General features: G+C 73.7%; 11 protein-coding genes, 5 tRNA genes and 1 pseudogene. 6 read left to right on the top strand and 11 right to left on the bottom strand.

All coding sequences use genetic code 11. From position 1 onward, the window contains the following. Positions 1 to 15: 15 nt before the first annotated feature. Both NLX94_RS22850 and NLX94_RS22845 read right to left on the bottom strand, forming a co-directional pair. Positions 16 to 843: an aminodeoxychorismate lyase gene (locus NLX94_RS22850; protein ID WP_254384862.1), complete on the bottom strand. Its 828-nt coding sequence runs from the start codon at positions 841 to 843 to the stop codon at positions 16 to 18. Further along, positions 840 to 1,934 carry a chorismate-binding protein gene (locus NLX94_RS22845; protein WP_254384861.1) on the bottom strand — a complete coding sequence of 365 codons (1,095 nt, stop codon included), beginning with the start codon at positions 1,932 to 1,934 and terminating at the stop codon, positions 840 to 842. Before NLX94_RS22845 ends, NLX94_RS22850 begins: the two co-directional genes overlap by 4 nt. Before the next feature lie 179 nt (positions 1,935 to 2,113). Here NLX94_RS22845 and NLX94_RS22840 point away from each other — a divergent pair. The 5 genes from NLX94_RS22840 to NLX94_RS22820 all read left to right on the top strand — a co-directional run bounded on the left by NLX94_RS22840 (position 2,114) and on the right by NLX94_RS22820 (position 2,598). Next, positions 2,114 to 2,186 (top strand) — tRNA-Gly (locus tag NLX94_RS22840). Between the two features lie 45 nt (positions 2,187 to 2,231). Beyond that, a tRNA-Cys gene (locus NLX94_RS22835) sits at positions 2,232 to 2,305 on the top strand. A 1-nt stretch (position 2,306) separates the two neighbouring features. Further along, positions 2,307 to 2,378 (top strand) — tRNA-Val (locus tag NLX94_RS22830). Between the two features lie 19 nt (positions 2,379 to 2,397). Next, positions 2,398 to 2,469: transfer RNA gene (locus NLX94_RS22825), tRNA-Val, on the top strand. Between the two features lie 54 nt (positions 2,470 to 2,523). Beyond that, positions 2,524 to 2,598: transfer RNA gene (locus NLX94_RS22820), tRNA-Val, on the top strand. A 69-nt stretch (positions 2,599 to 2,667) separates the two neighbouring features. Here the strand turns inward: NLX94_RS22820 and NLX94_RS22815 are convergent. The 3 genes from NLX94_RS22815 to NLX94_RS22805 all read right to left on the bottom strand — a co-directional run bounded on the left by NLX94_RS22815 (position 2,668) and on the right by NLX94_RS22805 (position 4,581). Continuing rightward, entirely contained in the window at positions 2,668 to 2,976 is a 309-nt protein-coding gene (locus tag NLX94_RS22815; RefSeq protein WP_254384860.1) for a zf-TFIIB domain-containing protein, read from the bottom strand. Between the two features lie 65 nt (positions 2,977 to 3,041). Next, positions 3,042 to 4,115, bottom strand: a complete 1,074-nt coding sequence (locus NLX94_RS22810) for an aminoglycoside phosphotransferase family protein (protein ID WP_254384859.1) — start codon at positions 4,113 to 4,115, stop codon at positions 3,042 to 3,044. Between the two features lie 280 nt (positions 4,116 to 4,395). Continuing rightward, positions 4,396 to 4,581: a hypothetical protein gene (locus tag NLX94_RS22805; RefSeq protein ID WP_254384858.1), complete on the bottom strand. Its 186-nt coding sequence runs from the start codon at positions 4,579 to 4,581 to the stop codon at positions 4,396 to 4,398. Between the two features lie 554 nt (positions 4,582 to 5,135). On the opposite strand from NLX94_RS22805, the gene NLX94_RS22800 reads away from it, so the two are divergent. Further along, positions 5,136 to 6,383, top strand: a complete 1,248-nt coding sequence (locus tag NLX94_RS22800) for a serine/threonine-protein kinase (RefSeq protein WP_254384857.1) — start codon at positions 5,136 to 5,138, stop codon at positions 6,381 to 6,383. Between the two features lie 14 nt (positions 6,384 to 6,397). On the opposite strand, the gene NLX94_RS22795 is transcribed toward NLX94_RS22800, so the two are convergent. The 6 genes and pseudogenes from NLX94_RS22795 to NLX94_RS22770 all read right to left on the bottom strand — a co-directional run bounded on the left by NLX94_RS22795 (position 6,398) and on the right by NLX94_RS22770 (position 15,743). After that, a complete protein-coding gene (locus NLX94_RS22795; protein WP_254384856.1) occupies positions 6,398 to 7,210 on the bottom strand; it encodes an RNA methyltransferase in 813 nt (270 codons plus the stop codon). A gap of 66 nt (positions 7,211 to 7,276) precedes the next feature. After that, on the bottom strand, positions 7,277 to 8,497 hold the full coding sequence (gene cobA / locus NLX94_RS22790; RefSeq protein WP_254384855.1) for a uroporphyrinogen-III C-methyltransferase: 1,221 nt from the start codon (positions 8,495 to 8,497) through the stop codon (positions 7,277 to 7,279). A 558-nt stretch (positions 8,498 to 9,055) separates the two neighbouring features. Beyond that, entirely contained in the window at positions 9,056 to 12,298 is a 3,243-nt protein-coding gene (cobT, locus tag NLX94_RS22785; protein ID WP_254384854.1) for a nicotinate-nucleotide--dimethylbenzimidazole phosphoribosyltransferase, read from the bottom strand. Between the two features lie 228 nt (positions 12,299 to 12,526). Then, a complete protein-coding gene (gene cbiE, locus NLX94_RS22780) occupies positions 12,527 to 13,744 on the bottom strand; it encodes a precorrin-6y C5,15-methyltransferase (decarboxylating) subunit CbiE (RefSeq protein ID WP_254384853.1) in 1,218 nt (405 codons plus the stop codon). A 291-nt stretch (positions 13,745 to 14,035) separates the two neighbouring features. Beyond that, a pseudogene (locus NLX94_RS22775) lies at positions 14,036 to 14,647 on the bottom strand (GNAT family N-acetyltransferase); the annotation flags it as partial. A 232-nt stretch (positions 14,648 to 14,879) separates the two neighbouring features. Continuing rightward, positions 14,880 to 15,743 (bottom strand): MetQ/NlpA family ABC transporter substrate-binding protein, encoded by an 864-nt coding sequence (locus NLX94_RS22770; RefSeq protein ID WP_254384852.1) that lies wholly within the window; start codon positions 15,741 to 15,743, stop codon positions 14,880 to 14,882. Between the last annotated feature and the right edge of the window lie 7 nt (positions 15,744 to 15,750).

Here is a 15,750-nt window from a genome sequence, read left to right as displayed (position 1 = left end):
ATGGTCCGGTCCCGGTCAGGAGCGGGGGTCGGGGTCCTCGGCGGAGCGGGCGTCGAAGATCCGCATGGCCTCGGCGGTGACGGGGCCGGGGGCGGAGCCCAGCTCGCGCCCGTCGATCCGTAGGACGGCCTGGACGTCGCGCAGGGAGGAGGTCAGGAAGACCTCCTCGGCCTGTTCCAGCGCCTCGAAGGGCAGGTCGGTCTCCTTGGCCCCGCACCATTCGGCGACGAGGGCCCGGGTGATGCCCGCGAGGCAGCCGGAGGCCACGGGCGGGGTGTGCAGCTGCCCGTCGAGGACGACGAACACATTGGAGCCGGTGCCCTCGCAGAGCCGTCCGACGGTGTTGGCGAAGAGGGCCTCGGAGGCACCCGCCCGGTGGGCGGCGGCGAGCGCGACCACGTTCTCGGCGTACGAGGTGGTCTTCAGGCCCACCACGGCGGAGCGCTCGTTGCGCACCCACGGCACGGTGACCACGGAGGTGGTGTCGGGGCGGCGGGTGGACCCGGCCAGAGCGACGATCAGCGTCGGACCGGCCTCGCCGCGGTCGGAGCCGAGCGGGGAGACGCCGCCGGTGTAGGTGACCCGAAGCCGGCCGAGCGGCACCGGGTTCGCCTCCAGTACGGCGGCGCAGGCCCGGCGCACCTCCTCCGGGTCCGGATCCGGGAGGCCGAGCCCCCGGGCGGAGCGGGTCAGCCGCTCCAGGTGCCGGGTGAGCGCGAAGGTGGCCCCGCGCTCCGCCTTGAGCGTCTCGAAGACCCCGTCGCCGACGGTGAGACCGTGGTCGAACACGGACACCTTCGCCTCGTCCGTGTCCCGCAGTGCTCCGTCGAGCCAGATCCTCACCGTACGGTCCTCCCGCTTTCGTCCGTCTGTACGCCGGTCACGCCGGCCGCGCTCGATTCGATCGCTCCCGACGCTACCCGCAGCAGCCGGGCGGCCTTCAGCTCGGTCTCCGCCCATTCGCGGTCGGGGTCGGAGCCCCAGGTGATCCCGGCGCCGGTGCCGAAGAGCAGCCGGGGCCCGCCGGGGGCCGCGCGGTCGATCCAGAAGGTCCGGATGCCGACGGCGAGCTCGGCCGTGCCGCGGTCGGCGTCGACCCAGCCGATGCCTCCGCAGTAGGGGCCGCGGGGGGCGGTCTCCAGGGCCTCGATGATCCGCAGGGCGGAGGATTTGGGGGCTCCGGTGACGGAGCCGGGCGGGAAGGTCGCGGCGAGCAGCTCGGGCCAGCCCGCGCCTTCGGCGAGTTCCCCGGCGACGGTGGAGACGAGGTGGACCAGGCCCGGGTGCTCCTCGAGCGCGCAGAGCTCCGGGACGGTCACGGAGCCGGTGGCGCAGACCCGGCCGAGGTCGTTGCGCACGAGGTCCACGATCATCACGTTCTCGGCGTGGTCCTTGGGCAGCAGATCGGCGGCGGTGCGGCCGGTGCCCTTGATCGGGCCGGACTCGACGCGGCGGCCCGCGCGGCGCAGGTAGAGCTCGGGAGAAGCGGTGGCGATCTCGACCCCGTGGGCCGGCAGCCGAATCGTTCCTGCATACGGGGCCGGGTTGCCGCGAGCGAGGAGCGCGGTCAGGGCGTCCACATCGGCGCCCGCCGGATCGGGGAGCGGCGCGGACATCACGCGGCAGAGGTTGGCCTGGTAGACCTCCCCCGCCTCGATGTGCTCGCGGATGCGGCGTACGCCGGCGGTGTAGGCGGCGCGGTCGAGCGAGGAGGTCCACTCGTCGGCGTCGGGGCCGTCCCAGGCCCCGGGGACGGGCGCCGGCACCGGATCGGGGCGTACGTCCCCGAAGCGCGCGCAGACGAGTCGGCCTTCGAAGTCGGCCGTCACCGCCCAGAACCCGGTGGAGTCCAGGGCGGCGGGATCACTGGTGACATCTCGGAGATCGGTCGCGAGAAGGCCGCCGAAGCGGGCCAGGGGAGGCAGGTCGTGCACGGCTGCGAGTCTATGACCGGTGACGCCGGGGCGCCGGTGAGGCGTCCGCCGGGTGACCGGCGGTGATCGGGCGGCAGCACGCTGCGGAAACGCGTTTTTGAGCTGGCCCGGGAATCCGCTAGAGTTCAACACGTCGCCAGGGAGCGAAGGGGAAAACCCCGGAGCGAACACGGCGACCTGCGGACGTAGCTCAGTTGGTAGAGCACCACCTTGCCAAGGTGGATGTCGCGAGTTCGAGTCTCGTCGTCCGCTCAAAGGTGGGGGATCATCTTCCCGAGGACCCCCTTCTTGCTCCATGGTGGAGTGGCCGAGAGGCGAGGCAACGGCCTGCAAAGCCGTCTACACGGGTTCAAATCCCGTCTCCACCTCCAAGGACGATTAGCTCAGCGGGAGAGCGCTTCCCTGACACGGAAGAGGTCACTGGTTCAATCCCAGTATCGTCCACTGGTCCGCAAGGATCCCCGCGCGATTAGCTCAGCGGGAGAGCGCTTCCCTGACACGGAAGAGGTCACTGGTTCAATCCCAGTATCGCGCACGCAGTATGCTTCACACTTGCCACCGGCGGTGCTCGCACCGTGAACGTGGTCCCGCGCGATTAGCTCAGCGGGAGAGCGCTTCCCTGACACGGAAGAGGTCACTGGTTCAATCCCAGTATCGCGCACCAGTTGTCCGGAAGCCCCGGCCGTTCCCACGGCCGGGGCTTTCGCGTGTTCGCGCGCGGACTCAGATGGGCTCAGGAAGAGAAGAGCATCCGGCCGAAGCCGCCCTTGCGGTGGCCGTGCCCGTGGCCGTGACCGCCGTGCTGCGGGGCGCCCCAGGCGGGCGCGGGGGCAGCGTGCTGCTGCGGGTACCCGGCCGGGGCCGGCGGCGCGGCCGGGGGCGGGACCTGGCCGTACTGGGAGGTGTACTGGGACTCCAGCCGGGTCAGCGCCTCCAGCTCCCCGTAGTCGAGGAAGATGCCGCGGCAGCCGCTGCACTGCTCTATCTGGACACCGTTGCGGTTGTACGTGTGCATCATCGCGTGACACTTCGGACACTGCATGACCGGATCAACTCCTCGCCGTTCGCGTAGACACCGGATGCGTACCCCGTGGCGTGCGGCTCACCCTACGACGGGGTCTTCGGCTCCAAGTCGGCCCGGACGGAGGCGATTCGGGCACAGGCTTCCACCATCATCCGCTCCACGTCGTCGAGTCGGCGGTGCTCGCGGGCGGCCTTGGCGAGGGCCAGCGCGGCCGTCTGCACGGTGAGCGCGCGGGCCGCGAGGTCCAGTTCCGGCCAGGGGTCGCAGCCGGGCGCACCGGCTGCGGGACCGCCGGCGGCGCGGTAGGCGTCGAGGAAGCGCAGCCAGGTCCGGGTGTCCAGCAGGCCGGCGGCGTACCAGGCCGCGGGCCGGGCCAGGTCCCAGGCGGGCGTGCCGAGTCCCAGGTCGTCCACGTCGATCAGCCGCCAGCCCCCGGCGGGGCTCCGCACCAGCTGCCCGAGGTGCAGGTCGCCGTGGCAGAGCGCCCCGCCGGACGGCGGCGGCCCCTCACCCCGGGCCCAGCCCGGGAGCGTGGCCGCGGCGGCCCGTACGAGCCGGGCCATCCGCGCGGCGTCGGGGTCGGTGTCCCCGGCGGGGCGGCCCGGGATCCTCACCCCGGCCGTGCGTCCGGGGATCCCGCGCCCGGCCGGCCGCTGCGCGGGCCCTTCCGCAGCCCGTTCCCCGGCTGCCGGACCGGGCGGCCCGGCGGGGGCGCGGACCTGGACGCGGGCCCGGGGCGGGTGGGCCGCGTCGAGGCGGTGCAGGGCCCGGGCGAGCTTCGCCGGGCCGCGCATCGGGGGGACCGGGTACGGGAGGTGGTGGAGCGGGGTCAGGTGGAGGGCGGCCAGGAGCTCCGCGGCCGGCTCCCAGGGGGCCTCCTCGGGGCGGTCCGGAGCCACCGGAGCACCGTAGGGCCACAAGGAGACGGGGCGGGATCCGAGCAGGCCGAGCCCGGTGCGCAGCGGGGCCAGCAGCACCCCGGCCAGCGCGGGGTCCCCGGCCACGCGGATCCGTACCGCCAGGGCGTCGGGATCGCTGTCGCCCGCGTGCGCCTTGGCCACGACGTCCCCGCAGCGGACCACGGTGCCGTCGTCGCGGTCCGCGAGGAGGACGTACTCCGCCGCGCCCGCGTACGCGGCGAGATCGGCCGCGCTCACTCGCTCCAGCGGAACCACGCGTCGGCTCTCCCCGTGCCCCGCACCCCGGGCGGGTGCTCCTCGGCACGAGCGTACGCAGCGCGCGGCCGGGCGGCAGCGTCCGATCCGCCGGACGGACGCGGAATGCCGCAGGGGCAGTAAAAAGGGTGCTGCGCGTCCGGCTCCCCAGCCGTACGCGCAGCACCCTTCACCTGCCGTCCGTCGACCGCTCCCCCGTCCCCACGGGGTTCGGCCGGTGACAGTCCCGGCCCAGGCCGCTCTCCTGGGCCCGGGGCGCCGCTCAGCGCCCCAGCATCACGCTTACGGACGACGCCTGTGCCGCCACCTGGTCGAAGCCTCCGAAGAGGAAGAGCAGGAGGGCGGCCAGGGGGAGCACCATGGCCGCGGCCACCAGTGGATGGCGACGACCGGACTCATGGCCGTTGAACGCGAATGCCTTGCGTCCCTGCCGTGCGATGTCCGCCATGGTCCTCTCCCTGTCGTTTGGCAGCGGCGGGTTGATGACCTCGGGGGACGAGTGTTCTCCACCCGCCGCTTGACCTCAACACTAGGCGCGGGACGGGCTCCTGGCCTCATGCCTTCGTACCCATTGCCTGGCCTCCAGGAGGATGAGGAGTCCACCTCTCGCGTACTCCCCTGGGTGGAGACCCGCCCCCCGGTCTGAGGGTCTTCCCGGAGGGGATGACCGGAGCGTGGTGACTTCGCTCACTTCCGTCACTCACCGCACACGCCCGGCCGCCGACCAGGCAGTCCCAAGATCAACCGGGCGGGCCCGGCCGCCGCGACGGCCATCCCTCCCCCGCCACCCCGCCCCTCATCCCAATTCCCTTGCCACCGGCCCGGCTTGACCGGACCAGGGCTCTCCGCACATGCGTCCTACCGGTGGCCCGGAGATTCCCCAAGTGGACTGCCCCGTACTGACAATCGAATATCCCGGCGAGGGCGCGGCCTCTGAGCGCGCATGCCGGATGGTCCGTAAGCTGTGCCACGTCAACAGGACGACCGGTCAGCGGGGTGGACATGGCGATGATGCGGCTCCGGCGCGAGGACCCGCGTGTCGTCGGCTCGTTCAGGCTGCACCGGCGCCTCGGCGCGGGCGGCATGGGCGTCGTCTACCTGGGCTCCGACCGGCGCGGACAGCGCGTCGCGCTCAAGGTGATCCGACCCGATCTCGCCGAGGACCAGGAGTTCCGCTCGCGCTTCGCGCGCGAGGTCTCCGCCGCCCGGCGGATCCGCGGCGGGTGCACCGCGCGGCTGGTCGCCGCGGACCTGGAGGCGGAGCGCCCCTGGTTCGCCACCCAGTACGTGCCCGGCCCCTCCCTGCACGACAAGGTGGCCGAGGAGGGCCCCCTGACGGCCGCGGCCATCGCCGCGATCGGCGCCGCGCTCTCCGAGGGGCTGGTCGCCGTGCACGAGGCCGGGGTGGTCCACCGCGACCTCAAGCCCTCGAACATCCTGCTGTCCCCCAAGGGTCCCCGCATCATCGACTTCGGGATCGCCTGGGCCACCGGCGCCAGCACCCTCACCCACGTGGGAACGGCCGTCGGCTCCCCCGGCTTCCTCGCTCCCGAGCAGGTGCGCGGCGCAGCCGTCACCCCCGCCACGGACGTCTTCTCCCTCGGCGCCACCCTCGCCTACGCGGCCACCGCCGACTCGCCCTTCGGGCACGGCAGTTCCGAGGTCATGCTGTACCGGGTGGTGCACGAGGAGCCGCATCTCCAGGGTGTCCCGGACGCGCTCGCGCCCCTCGTACGGGCCTGCCTGGCGAAGGACCCCGACGAGCGGCCGAGCACCCTCCAGCTGTCGATGCGGCTCAAGGAGATCGCGGCCCGCGAGGCGCACGGGATGGGCGACATCCGCCCTCCGGCGCAGCGGGCGCGCACCGACCGGCCGACGGGGCGGCTGCCCGAGGGCTACGTAGAGGACACCGCGGGGTACGCCGAGCAGCGCACGGAGCGCCGGACCGTCGGCACCCCCGCCCCGGGGCGGCCGGGCACCGGAACCGGAGCCGGCCAGGGGAAGGCGCAGATCAAGGGTCAGGGACCGCGCGGCGGGCCGGACTCGCGGCCCTCCGCGGCCCGGGGCACCGGCTCCCGGGGTCCCGGCTCCACCGCGGGGCGTACGGGCGGCCGCCCGGCTCCCCGTACGACGGGCACGGGGCGGCGGCCGTCACGGCCGGACCCCAGGCTGATGCGCCAGCGCCTGATCGTCTTCGTCGTGGTGACCTTGCTCGTGGCGCTGGGCATCGCGCTGGCCCAGAAGCTCTAGGGAGCTTCCGGGCCCTACGGGCGGCCGCTGGCCACCGCGTAGAAGGCGACGGCCGCGGCCGCACCCACGTTCAGCGAGTCCACCCCGTGCGCCATCGGGATCCGCACCCACTCGTCGGCCGCGACCAGTGCCTGCGTCGACAGCCCGTCCCCCTCCGCGCCCAGCATCAGCGCGACCCGCTCCAGGTCCTGCGGAGCCGCCACGTCGATCGGCGAAGCCTTCTGGTGCGGGGTGAGGGCGAGCAGCTTGAAGCCCGCCTCGCGCACCGAGTCCAGGCTCTTGGGCCAGGCCTCCAGCCGGGCGTACGGGACGGAGAACACGGCGCCCATGGAGACCTTGACGGAGCGCCGGTACAGCGGGTCCGCGCAGTCGGGCGAGAGCAGCACCGCGTCCATGCCGAGGGCGGCCGCGCTGCGGAAGATGGCGCCGATGTTGGTGTGGTCGTTCACCGCTTCCATGATGACCACGCGCCGGGTGGTGGCGAGCAGTTCCTCGGCCGTGGGCAGCGGCTTGCGCTGCATGGAGGCGAGGGCGCCGCGGTGCACGTGGTAGCCGGTGACGCGCTCGGCGAGCTCCGGGCTGACGGCGTAGACCGGGGCCGGGAGCTCGTCGATGACGTCGCGCATGACGTCGACCCACTTCGCGGAGAGCAGCATCGAGCGCATCTCGTACCCGGCGTCCTTGGCGCGTCTGATCACCTTCTCGCCCTCGGCGATGAAGAGACCTTCCGCGGGCTCGCGCCTGCGCCGGAGTTCTACGTCGGTCAGGCCCGTGTAGTCGCGCAGGCGCGGGTCGTCGGGGTCCTCGACGGTGATGAGATCAGCCACAGGGTGATACTGCCTTGTCCTGGGTGCGGTGCCAACGGCTCTGCGGGGTTGCGGGATGGCGGGGTGTCACTCGGCGGCGGGCCGGTGCACCTTCACCACGTCGCCGATCACGATGACGGCGGGCGGCCGCACTTCCTGGACCCGGACGGTCTCGCCGACCGTCGCCAGGGTGGCGTCCACGCGGCGCTGCGCCGCGGTCGTGCCCTCCTGGATGACGGCCACGGCGGTGTCGGCGGGGCGGCCGTGCCGGACCAGCGCCTCGGCGATCAGCCCGATCTTGTCGACGCCCATCAGGATGACCAGGGTGCCGGTGAGCTTGGCCAGCGAGGCCCAGTCCACGAGGGAGCGCGGGTCGTCGGGACCGACGTGGCCGCTGACCACGGTGAACTCGTGGGCCACGCCGCGGTGGGTGACCGGGATGCCGGCCGCGCCGGGCACGGAGATCGAACTCGAGATGCCCGGCACGACGGTGCAGGGGATGCCCGCCTCGGCGAGGGCCTGGAGCTCCTCCATCCCCCGCCCGAAGACGTACGGGTCCCCGCCCTTGAGCCGGACCACGGCCTTGCCGGCCTTGGCGTGCGTGATGAGGGCGTCGTTGATGGCCTCCTGGGCCATGAACCGGCCGTACGGGATCTTCGCGGCGTCGATGACCTCGACGTGCGGCGGGAGCTCGTCGAGGAGGTCACGGGGGCCCAGCCGGTCGGCGATGACCACATCGGCCTCGGCGAGCAGGCGCCGCCCGCGGACCGTGATCAGGTCCGGGTCGCCCGGACCGCCGCCGACGAGGGACACGCCGGGGGTGTGCGGGCGGGCGGCGGTCAGGGAGCCGTCCCGCAGCCCCTCGACGACCGCGTCGCGCACGGCGGCGGAACGGCGGGGATCGTTGCCGCTCAGCACGGCCACGGTGACGCCCTCCACCCGGCCGGTGGCCGGGGTCCAGGCACTCGCGGCCTCGGCGTCGTCGGCCCGGACGCACCAGATCCGCTCGCGCTCCGCTTCGGCGGAGGCGGCGTCGTTGGCGGCACGGTCCCGGGTGGCGACCAGGGCGTACCAGGCGCCGGCCAGGTCACCGGCCTCGTAGCGGCGGCGCTCCCAGCGGATCTCCCCGGTCTCCGCCATGGCGTCCACGGAGGGGGTCGCAGAGGGCGAGATGAGGACGATGTCGGCGCCGGCCGCGATGAGCGAGGGCAGGCGGCGCTGGGCGACCTGGCCACCGCCGATCACGACGACGCGGCGGCCCGTGAGGCGGAGTCCGACGGGGTAGGCGGGGTGTGCCGGGTGTCCCATGGCGGTTGCGGCTCCTGATGCGGCGGTGACGGCGGGCCGCTGCGTCGCTGGAGCGGCTGATCGGGCGGTGACGTGCGGTGGCCCGTCCGGGGTCCACGATACGACCCACCTGCGCGGTGGTCGCCTCGGGGGCCTTTGCCCTGGCCGGGCGGTGCCCGGACCACCCCTCGGCTCCGCCCCAGGCCACGGGGCTCCCGCCCCATGATCCCCGGCCCGTACGGAGCCTCCCGCCCGGGGCGGCCACGGGGCCGCCGGGCCGGCGGGGGCTGACCGGGGGCCCTGCGGGGCATTCCCCACCCCGCCCCTTCCCGAAACCGGGGCTCCGCCCCGGCCCCCTTCGGGGGCTCCGCCCCCGGACCCCCGCTCCTCAAACGCCGGAGGGGCTGGATTGGCCGGTGTCGGGGGCGGGGTGGGGTGTCGTCCGGGACGTAAAACGTGATTTGTTGGCGCGGAAACAGGCCACACGGGACGCAGGGTGCACAGGGCGCCATAAATCATGAGTCCCGGACGACACCCCACCCCGCCCCCGGCACCGGCCCCCGCAGCGAGCCGGCCGGCCTACTTCTCCGTGACACCCGCCGAGTCGAACGTAGCCACCTCGTGCATCGCCCGCGCAGCACTCTGCACCAGCGGCAGCGCCAGCAGCGCCCCCGTACCCTCGCCGAGCCGCAGGTCCAGGTCGACCAGCGGGCGCAGCCCGAGCTTGTTCAGTGCCGCCACGTGCCCCGGCTCCGCACTGCGGTGTCCCGCGATGCACGCGGACAGCGACTCCGGAGCGATCGCACGGGCCACCAGCGCGGCCGCGCCGGCGCTGACCCCGTCCAGGATCACCGGGGTCCGCAGCGAGGCTCCACCCAGGAGCAGGCCCACGATCGCCGCGTGCTCCAGGCCGCCGATGGCCGCCAGGACGCCGATCGGGTCCGCCGGATCGGGCTGGTGGAGCTCCAGCGCGCGCCGCACGACCTCGACCTTACGGGCGTGGGTCTCGTCGTTGATCCCCGTGCCGCGCCCGGTGACCTCGCCCGGGTCCACCCCGGTGAAGACCGAGATCAGCGCCGCCGACACCGTGGTGTTGGCGATGCCCATCTCGCCCGTCAGGAGCGCCTTGTTCCCCGCCGCGACCAGGTCGCGGGCCGTCTCGATGCCCACCTCGATCGCCGCGACGGCCTCCTCGCGGGTCATCGCGGGGCCGACCGACAGGTCCGCCGTGCCCGCGCGGACCTTCCGCGGCAGCAGCCCCGGCGTGGCCGGAAGGTCACCCGCGACGCCGACGTCGATCACGCAGACCTCCGCGCCCACCTGGTTGGCGAACGCGTTGCACACCGCGCCGCCGCCCAGGAAGTTGGCCACCATCTGCGTGGTGACCTCCTGCGGCCAGGGGGTGACTCCCTGGGCGTGCACCCCGTGGTCACCCGCGAAGATCGCGACCGCGGCCGGCTCCGGGATCGGCGGCGGGCAGACCCGCGAGAGGCCGGACAGCTGGGCCGAGATGATTTCGAGCATGCCCAGGGCCCCGGCGGGCTTGGTCATGCGCTTCTGCCGCTCCCACGCCTCGCCGAGCGCCTTCGCGTCGAGCGGACGGATGCTGGCGACCGTCTCGGAGAGCAGGTCGTGCGGCTCCTCGCCGGGCAGCGCGCGGCGCCCGTACGTCTCCTCGTGGACGACCCAGGCGAGGGGACGCCGCTGCGACCAGCCGGCCTGCATCAGCTCGGGCTCTTCGGGGAACTCGTCCACGTAGCCGACGCACAGGTAGGCGACGACCTCCAGGTGCTCCGGCAGACCGAGCTCGCGGACCATCTCGCGCTCGTCGAAGAAGCTGACCCAGCCGACCCCGAGGCCCTCGGCGCGTGCCGCGAGCCAGAGGTTCTCCACGGCGAGGGCCGAGGAGTACGGGGCCATCTGCGGCTGGGTGTGCCGGCCCAGGGTGTGGCGGCCGCCCCGGGTGGGGTCGGCGGTGACCACGATGTTCACCGGGGTGTCGAGGATGGCCTCGATCTTGAGTTCCTTGAACTGCTTGGCGCGGCCCTTGGGCAGCGACTTCGCGTAGGCCTCGCGCTGGCGCTCGGCGAGCTCGTGCATGGTCCGGCGGGTCTCGGCGGACTTGATGACGACGAAGTCCCACGGCTGGGAGTGGCCGACGCTGGGCGCGGTGTGGGCCGCCTCCAGGACGCGCAGCAGCACCTCGTGCGGGATCGGGTCGCGGCGGAAGCCCTTGCGGATGTCACGGCGCTCGCGCATGACGCGCAGGACGGCCTCGCGCTCGGCGTCGGCGTATCCGGGGGCCGCCTCGGTGGCGGGGGCCTCGGCGTCGGCTTCCGGTTCCAGCCCGGCTTCGGGCTCGGCTTCCGGCTCGGCTTCGGCCTCGGGGGCCTGACCGGCCTCCAGCGGTACGTCGGCCTGCGCCGGGGCGACGGGCTCGATCCCGGGGACCACGACGGGGACGGCCTCGGGCAGCGGCAGCGGCTCCGGCTCCTCGGCCTGAACCACCGTTTCTGCCGGCTGCGGCTCCGGCTGCGGCTCCGGCTCCACGGCAGCGACGACGGCCTCGGGGACCGGTACGACGGGGAGCTCGGATTGGGGCTGGGGCTCGGCGAAGACGACGGGTTCGGCGACGGGCTCCGGCTCCGGCTCCACGAGCACCGGCTCGGCCGCAGGAGCCACGGCGACCGGCTCCGGCTCCGGCGCCGCCGGCGGCACGGCCGCGGCCGCGGACTCCGGCTCGGGCACGAGCACCGCTTCGGGCCCGGCGAAGGCGACAGGGGCCGCGGCGGGCTCGGCGACAGGCTCCGCGACGGGCTCGGCCACGGGCTCTCCGGCGGGCTCCGCCGCGGCTTCCGCAGCCGGCTCCACGATCCACGGCGTCCCGGCCTGGACCGGGATCTCGACCGGGATCTCGACCGGCTGCTGCGCCGCACCCGGCACCTGCCCGGCCTCGGCCTGCGTGAAGTCCAGGTACTCGGGCCCCGTGGTCGGCGGCCCGGACTGGCGCACCGGGACGGGCGTGGCCGGGGTGCTCAGGTCCGGGTTCACGGGCTCGGGGGCGGAGGGGACGGAGGCGACCGGGACGGGAACGGGCACGGGCCCGGCCGGCGTCAGCGGAGCCTGGGCCTGCACGGGGGCGGCGGCGGGCGCCGGCGCCGCGGCCGGACCGCGGTCCGCGAGGGACCGTACGACTCCGCCGGTGGCCTCGGGGACGGCCGGGCCCATGTGCAGCGGCCGCCGCACCGGGGCCGCCGCGACGGGCGCCACCGGGGCCTGGGGCTGGGCCTGGGGAGCGGACAGCGGCTGCGGGGCCACGAGGCCGCCGAGGTCAAGGGCGCCGGAATCCCGGCCGCCGGCCTCGTGCGCACCGGCGCCGTAGGAGGCGTCGGCGTAGGAGGCGTCGGCGAAGGACGGCTGCTCCGTGAACGGCTGCCCGTCGAAGGACTGCTGCGGGTAGCCGGCGGGCTCGAAGCCGAGCGGGGCCTCGGGGACCGGAAGCTGGACCGGGTGGGGCTGCTGGTACTCGGGGGCCCCGCCGAAGTCGGCGTAGGGGGCGTCCGTGTACGCGGAGGGCTCGGGGAACTCGGGGAACGCGGGCACCGGCGGGACGACCTGGGGGTCGCTCCACGCGCCCTGGCTGCTCGGCATCAGCAGCAGTTCCTCGTCCTCCGGTTCGGCCGGGTTGTCCACGAGGTCCTGGAAGGCGTAGCTCCCGGTCGCCGGGGAAGACAGGGGAGCAGGGGCGGGGACGCCCGGCTGATCCACCATGCCCGTGCTGTCCGGGAGACCCTCGCCCGGAACCTGGCCGGTGTCAGTCATGCGTACCCCTCGCCCATCGGTGTTGCCTCTTCGACTGCCCGGTCGCCCACGAGGCCTCACGCACGCCCGCACGACAACCAGTAAGTATTGTCCTGCCCGTTCGCCACCGCGGCGGCCATAACCGCCACGGTCCTCTGTGGACTGCGCCACGTCGCGCGTCCAGCCGGTACCGCATGCCCGAATCGTCCGGGCGGTGCGGCGATCGGCCAGCCTACCCCGGGCTCGCGGCTAGGGACGGTCCGGGCGGTGAACGGGGCGTTCGGCGGCCAGCAGGAACACCACGGAGCGCTGTTGTTCGGTCCAGGTCCGGGTGTCCAGGCCGACGGACTGGAGCAGCGCGCACTCGACGGCGTACCCGCCCTCGGCCAGCACCCGGCCGATGGCCTCCGCCTCGTCGCGCGTGGAGGCGTGGCTGACGATCCGTTCGGGACGCCGGTCGGCGACGGCGGCGACCACCTGGGCTCCGCCGCCGCCGACGCGGACGACGTCCGGTTCGGGAAGGGTTTCCAGTACGTGCGGGGCGCGGCCGTTGACGACCTGGAGCTGCACGCCCCGGGCGCGGGCGGCTGCGGTTGTGCGTTCGCAAGCGTGCCGGTCGGCGTCGACGGCGATGACGGCGGCGCCGAGGGCGGCGGCGTCCACGGCGAGGGCTCCGGAGCCGGAGCCGATGTCCCAGACGAGATCCCCGGTGCGCGGGCCGAGCCGGGCGAGTTGGGCAGCGCGCAGCTGCGTGGCCTCGCCTTCGCCCACGTCGATCTGCGGGCGGGCCCAGCCCCGGCCGGCGGCCGGGGCCGCGCTGCGGCCCAGCAGCCAGGCCGGTTCGGCGGCGGCCGCGGCCGGTCCCGTACCGCCGATGACGATGACCACGTTGGGGTCGCGCCAGCTGTGGTCGGCGGCCTTGTCGGAGGTGAGGACCGTGACCTGTTCCTTGTCGGTGCCGAGTTCCTCGCAGATGACGAAGGTGCGGTGGACGCCTTCGAGCAGCAGGGCGAGTTCGGCGGGGCCGGCGCCGGGCGAGGTGATGACGGCGACCTTGGAGTGGGCGCGGCAGACGTTCACGGCGCGGCGCAGGGTGCGGCGGTGGGCGACGACGACCTGGGCGTCGTCCCAGGGCATCCCGGCGCGGGCGAAGGCGGCGGCGACGGCGGAGACGGCCGGTACGACCTCCACCTCCAGGCCGTGTTCCGGGGCGCGCAGGGTCCGTACGACGCCGAAGAAGCCGGGGTCCCCGTCGGCGAGGACGACGGCGGTGCCGCGGTGGCCGGCGATCCGGCGGGCGGCGAGGGGCAGGCTGCCCAGGCGCACGCGTTCGGCGGTGGGCGGGACTTCGGGGAGTGCGAGGTGGTGGGCGGCGCCGGCCACCAGAGTGGCGGCGGAGAGCGCGGACCGGGCTGCCGCGGTCAGGGGGGAGCCGTCCCAGCCGATCACCGTGACCCGGTCGGCCATCGTCGTCAGTCTCCTGGTGTGGGAGGGGCCCTGCCCGGATGCGGCCGGAGCAGGGCGAAGCTTCGTCGAGGGGGTCGGGCTTCGTGAGACTACCCGGTCGGCCTGTTAGTTCCGGTCGGAGAAGAGGGCGTAGCCGTTCGCGTCGTCGGTGTGGGCGGGGCGGGCCGGGTAGGCGTCGCGGGCTTCGGCTCGGGGGTCCGCGTGGCCCACGGAGTAGCCGTCCTGGTATCCGTCTCCGTAGTCGGTCCGGTAGTCGGTCCCGTAGTCGTCGCCGTACTCGTTCCCGTAGTCGTCGTGGGAGCTGGAGTAGCCGTCGGCGTCCTCGTCCAGGTCCTCGGGGACCAGGCCCCAGACGATGAGGTCGCTGCGGGTGTCGGCCCAGGTTCCGTCGGGGTTCTGGGTGCGCACTATGCAGGCGTTGCGCAGGACGCCTTCACTGATGCAACCGGTCTTCTGCGCCACTTGCTGGGATGCCGTGTTGTCGGCGGCGGTGCGCAGTTCGAGGCGTTCGAAGCCCTGGTCGGTGAAGAGCCAGCGGGCGACGGCGCGGACGGACTCGCTGGCGTAGCCCTCGCCGCGGGCCCAGGGGGCGGTGACGTAGCCGACCTCGGTGGCGCGGGTCCGCCAGTCGGTGTCCTGCAGGTGGACGATGCCGACCAGCCGCTGGGTGAGGAACTCGGTGACGGCGAAGACGATGCCGCGGCCCTCGGTGCGCTCGGCGTGGGCGGTCTTCGTGGCCCAGGTGACGGCGTCGGCGTAGGTGTAGGGGTGCGGGACGGAGGTCCAGGCGGTGACGTGTTCGTCGTTCATCATCTCGGCGAGCGCGGTGACGTCTTCTTCCTCGAAGGGGCGCAGCACCAGCCGGTCCGTGCTGATGGTGACGTCCGGGAAGGTGGTAGTCATGCGCAGCTCCAAGCCTGGGACCGTGGTGCGACCGTGATGCGAGGCGACCGTGGTGCGGGACCGTTCCTACGGGCCGCAGCCGCGGGTCGTAGGCCACAGCATGCAGCATGGGCCTGGTGATGTGCAGGGCCGGGCTGCCCGGAAGCGGGCAGAGCCCGGCCCCGTACGCCGGTGGGGCGTACGGGGCCGGGCGGGCGGGCCGGTCCGGGCAGGTCCGGCGCCGTGGCCGGAACTAGGCGGCCGGCTTGCCGAAGGCCGGGATGACCGAGCCCTGGTACTTCTCGTCGATGAACTTCTTGACCTCGTCGGAGTTCAGGAGCTTGGCGAGCTTCTGGATCCGCGGGTCGTTCTCGTTGCCCTTCTTGACGGCCAGGATGTTGGCGTACGGGTTGCCCTCGGCCTTCTCCAGGACGAGCGCGTCCTTGGCCGGGACGAGCTTGGCCTCGATGGCGTAGTTGCCGTTGATGACGGCGGCGTCCACGTCGTTCAGGGCGCGCGGGACCGTGGCGGCCTCCAGCTCCTTGAACTCCAGGCCCTTCTTGTCGGTGATGTCGGACAGCTTGGCGCCGGTGCCGACACCCTCCTTGAGGGTGATGAGGTTGTTCGCGGCGAGCAGCTGGAGCGCGCGGCCCTCGTTGGTGGGGTCGTTGGGGACGGCGATGGTCTGGCCGGCCTTGATGTCGGTGAGGGCCTTGAACTTCTTGGAGTACAGGCCCAGGGGCTCCAGGTGCACGTTCACGACGGGCACGATGTCGGTGCCGTTCTTCTTGTTGAAGTCGTCGAGGTACGGCACGTGCTGGAAGTAGTTGGCGTCGACCTGGCCCTGCTGGGTGGCGGTGTTCGGCAGGACGTAGTCCGTGAACTCCTTCACCTCCAGCTTGAGGCCGTCCTTGGCCGCCAGGTTGTCCTTGACGAACTTCAGGATGTCGGCGTGCGGGGTCGGGGACGCCGCGACGACCAGGGGCTTGCTCTCGTCGGTCTTGCCGCCGTCGGCCTTGGTGGAGGACGGGTCGGAGGAGCTGCCGCAGGCGGTGAGGCCGAGGGCGAGCGCCGAGACGGTGGCGGCGAGGGCGGTGAGCTTGATGTTCTTGCGCACGAAGAGT

It is taken from the genome of Streptomyces sp. TBY4 (assembly GCF_024213195.1).
Lineage (GTDB): Bacteria > Actinomycetota > Actinomycetes > Streptomycetales > Streptomycetaceae > Streptomyces.
Note: the sequence above shows the minus strand (reverse complement) of the source record. Positions and strands in the feature narration are given on the sequence as shown.

Excerpts from the sequence above, each read along its gene's own strand:
- NLX94_RS22815 (WP_254384860.1), bottom strand. The coding sequence starts at position 2,976 with ATGCAGTGTCCGAAGTGTCACGCGATGATGCACACGTACAACCGCAAC.
- NLX94_RS22805 (WP_254384858.1), bottom strand. The coding sequence starts at position 4,581 with ATGGCGGACATCGCACGGCAGGGACGCAAGGCATTCGCGTTCAACGGC.
- NLX94_RS22800 (WP_254384857.1), top strand. The coding sequence starts at position 5,136 with ATGGCGATGATGCGGCTCCGGCGCGAGGACCCGCGTGTCGTCGGCTCG.
- cobA (WP_254384855.1), bottom strand. The coding sequence starts at position 8,497 with ATGGGACACCCGGCACACCCCGCCTACCCCGTCGGACTCCGCCTCACG.
- cobT (WP_254384854.1), bottom strand. The coding sequence starts at position 12,298 with ATGACTGACACCGGCCAGGTTCCGGGCGAGGGTCTCCCGGACAGCACG.
- cbiE (WP_254384853.1), bottom strand. The coding sequence starts at position 13,744 with ATGGCCGACCGGGTCACGGTGATCGGCTGGGACGGCTCCCCCCTGACC.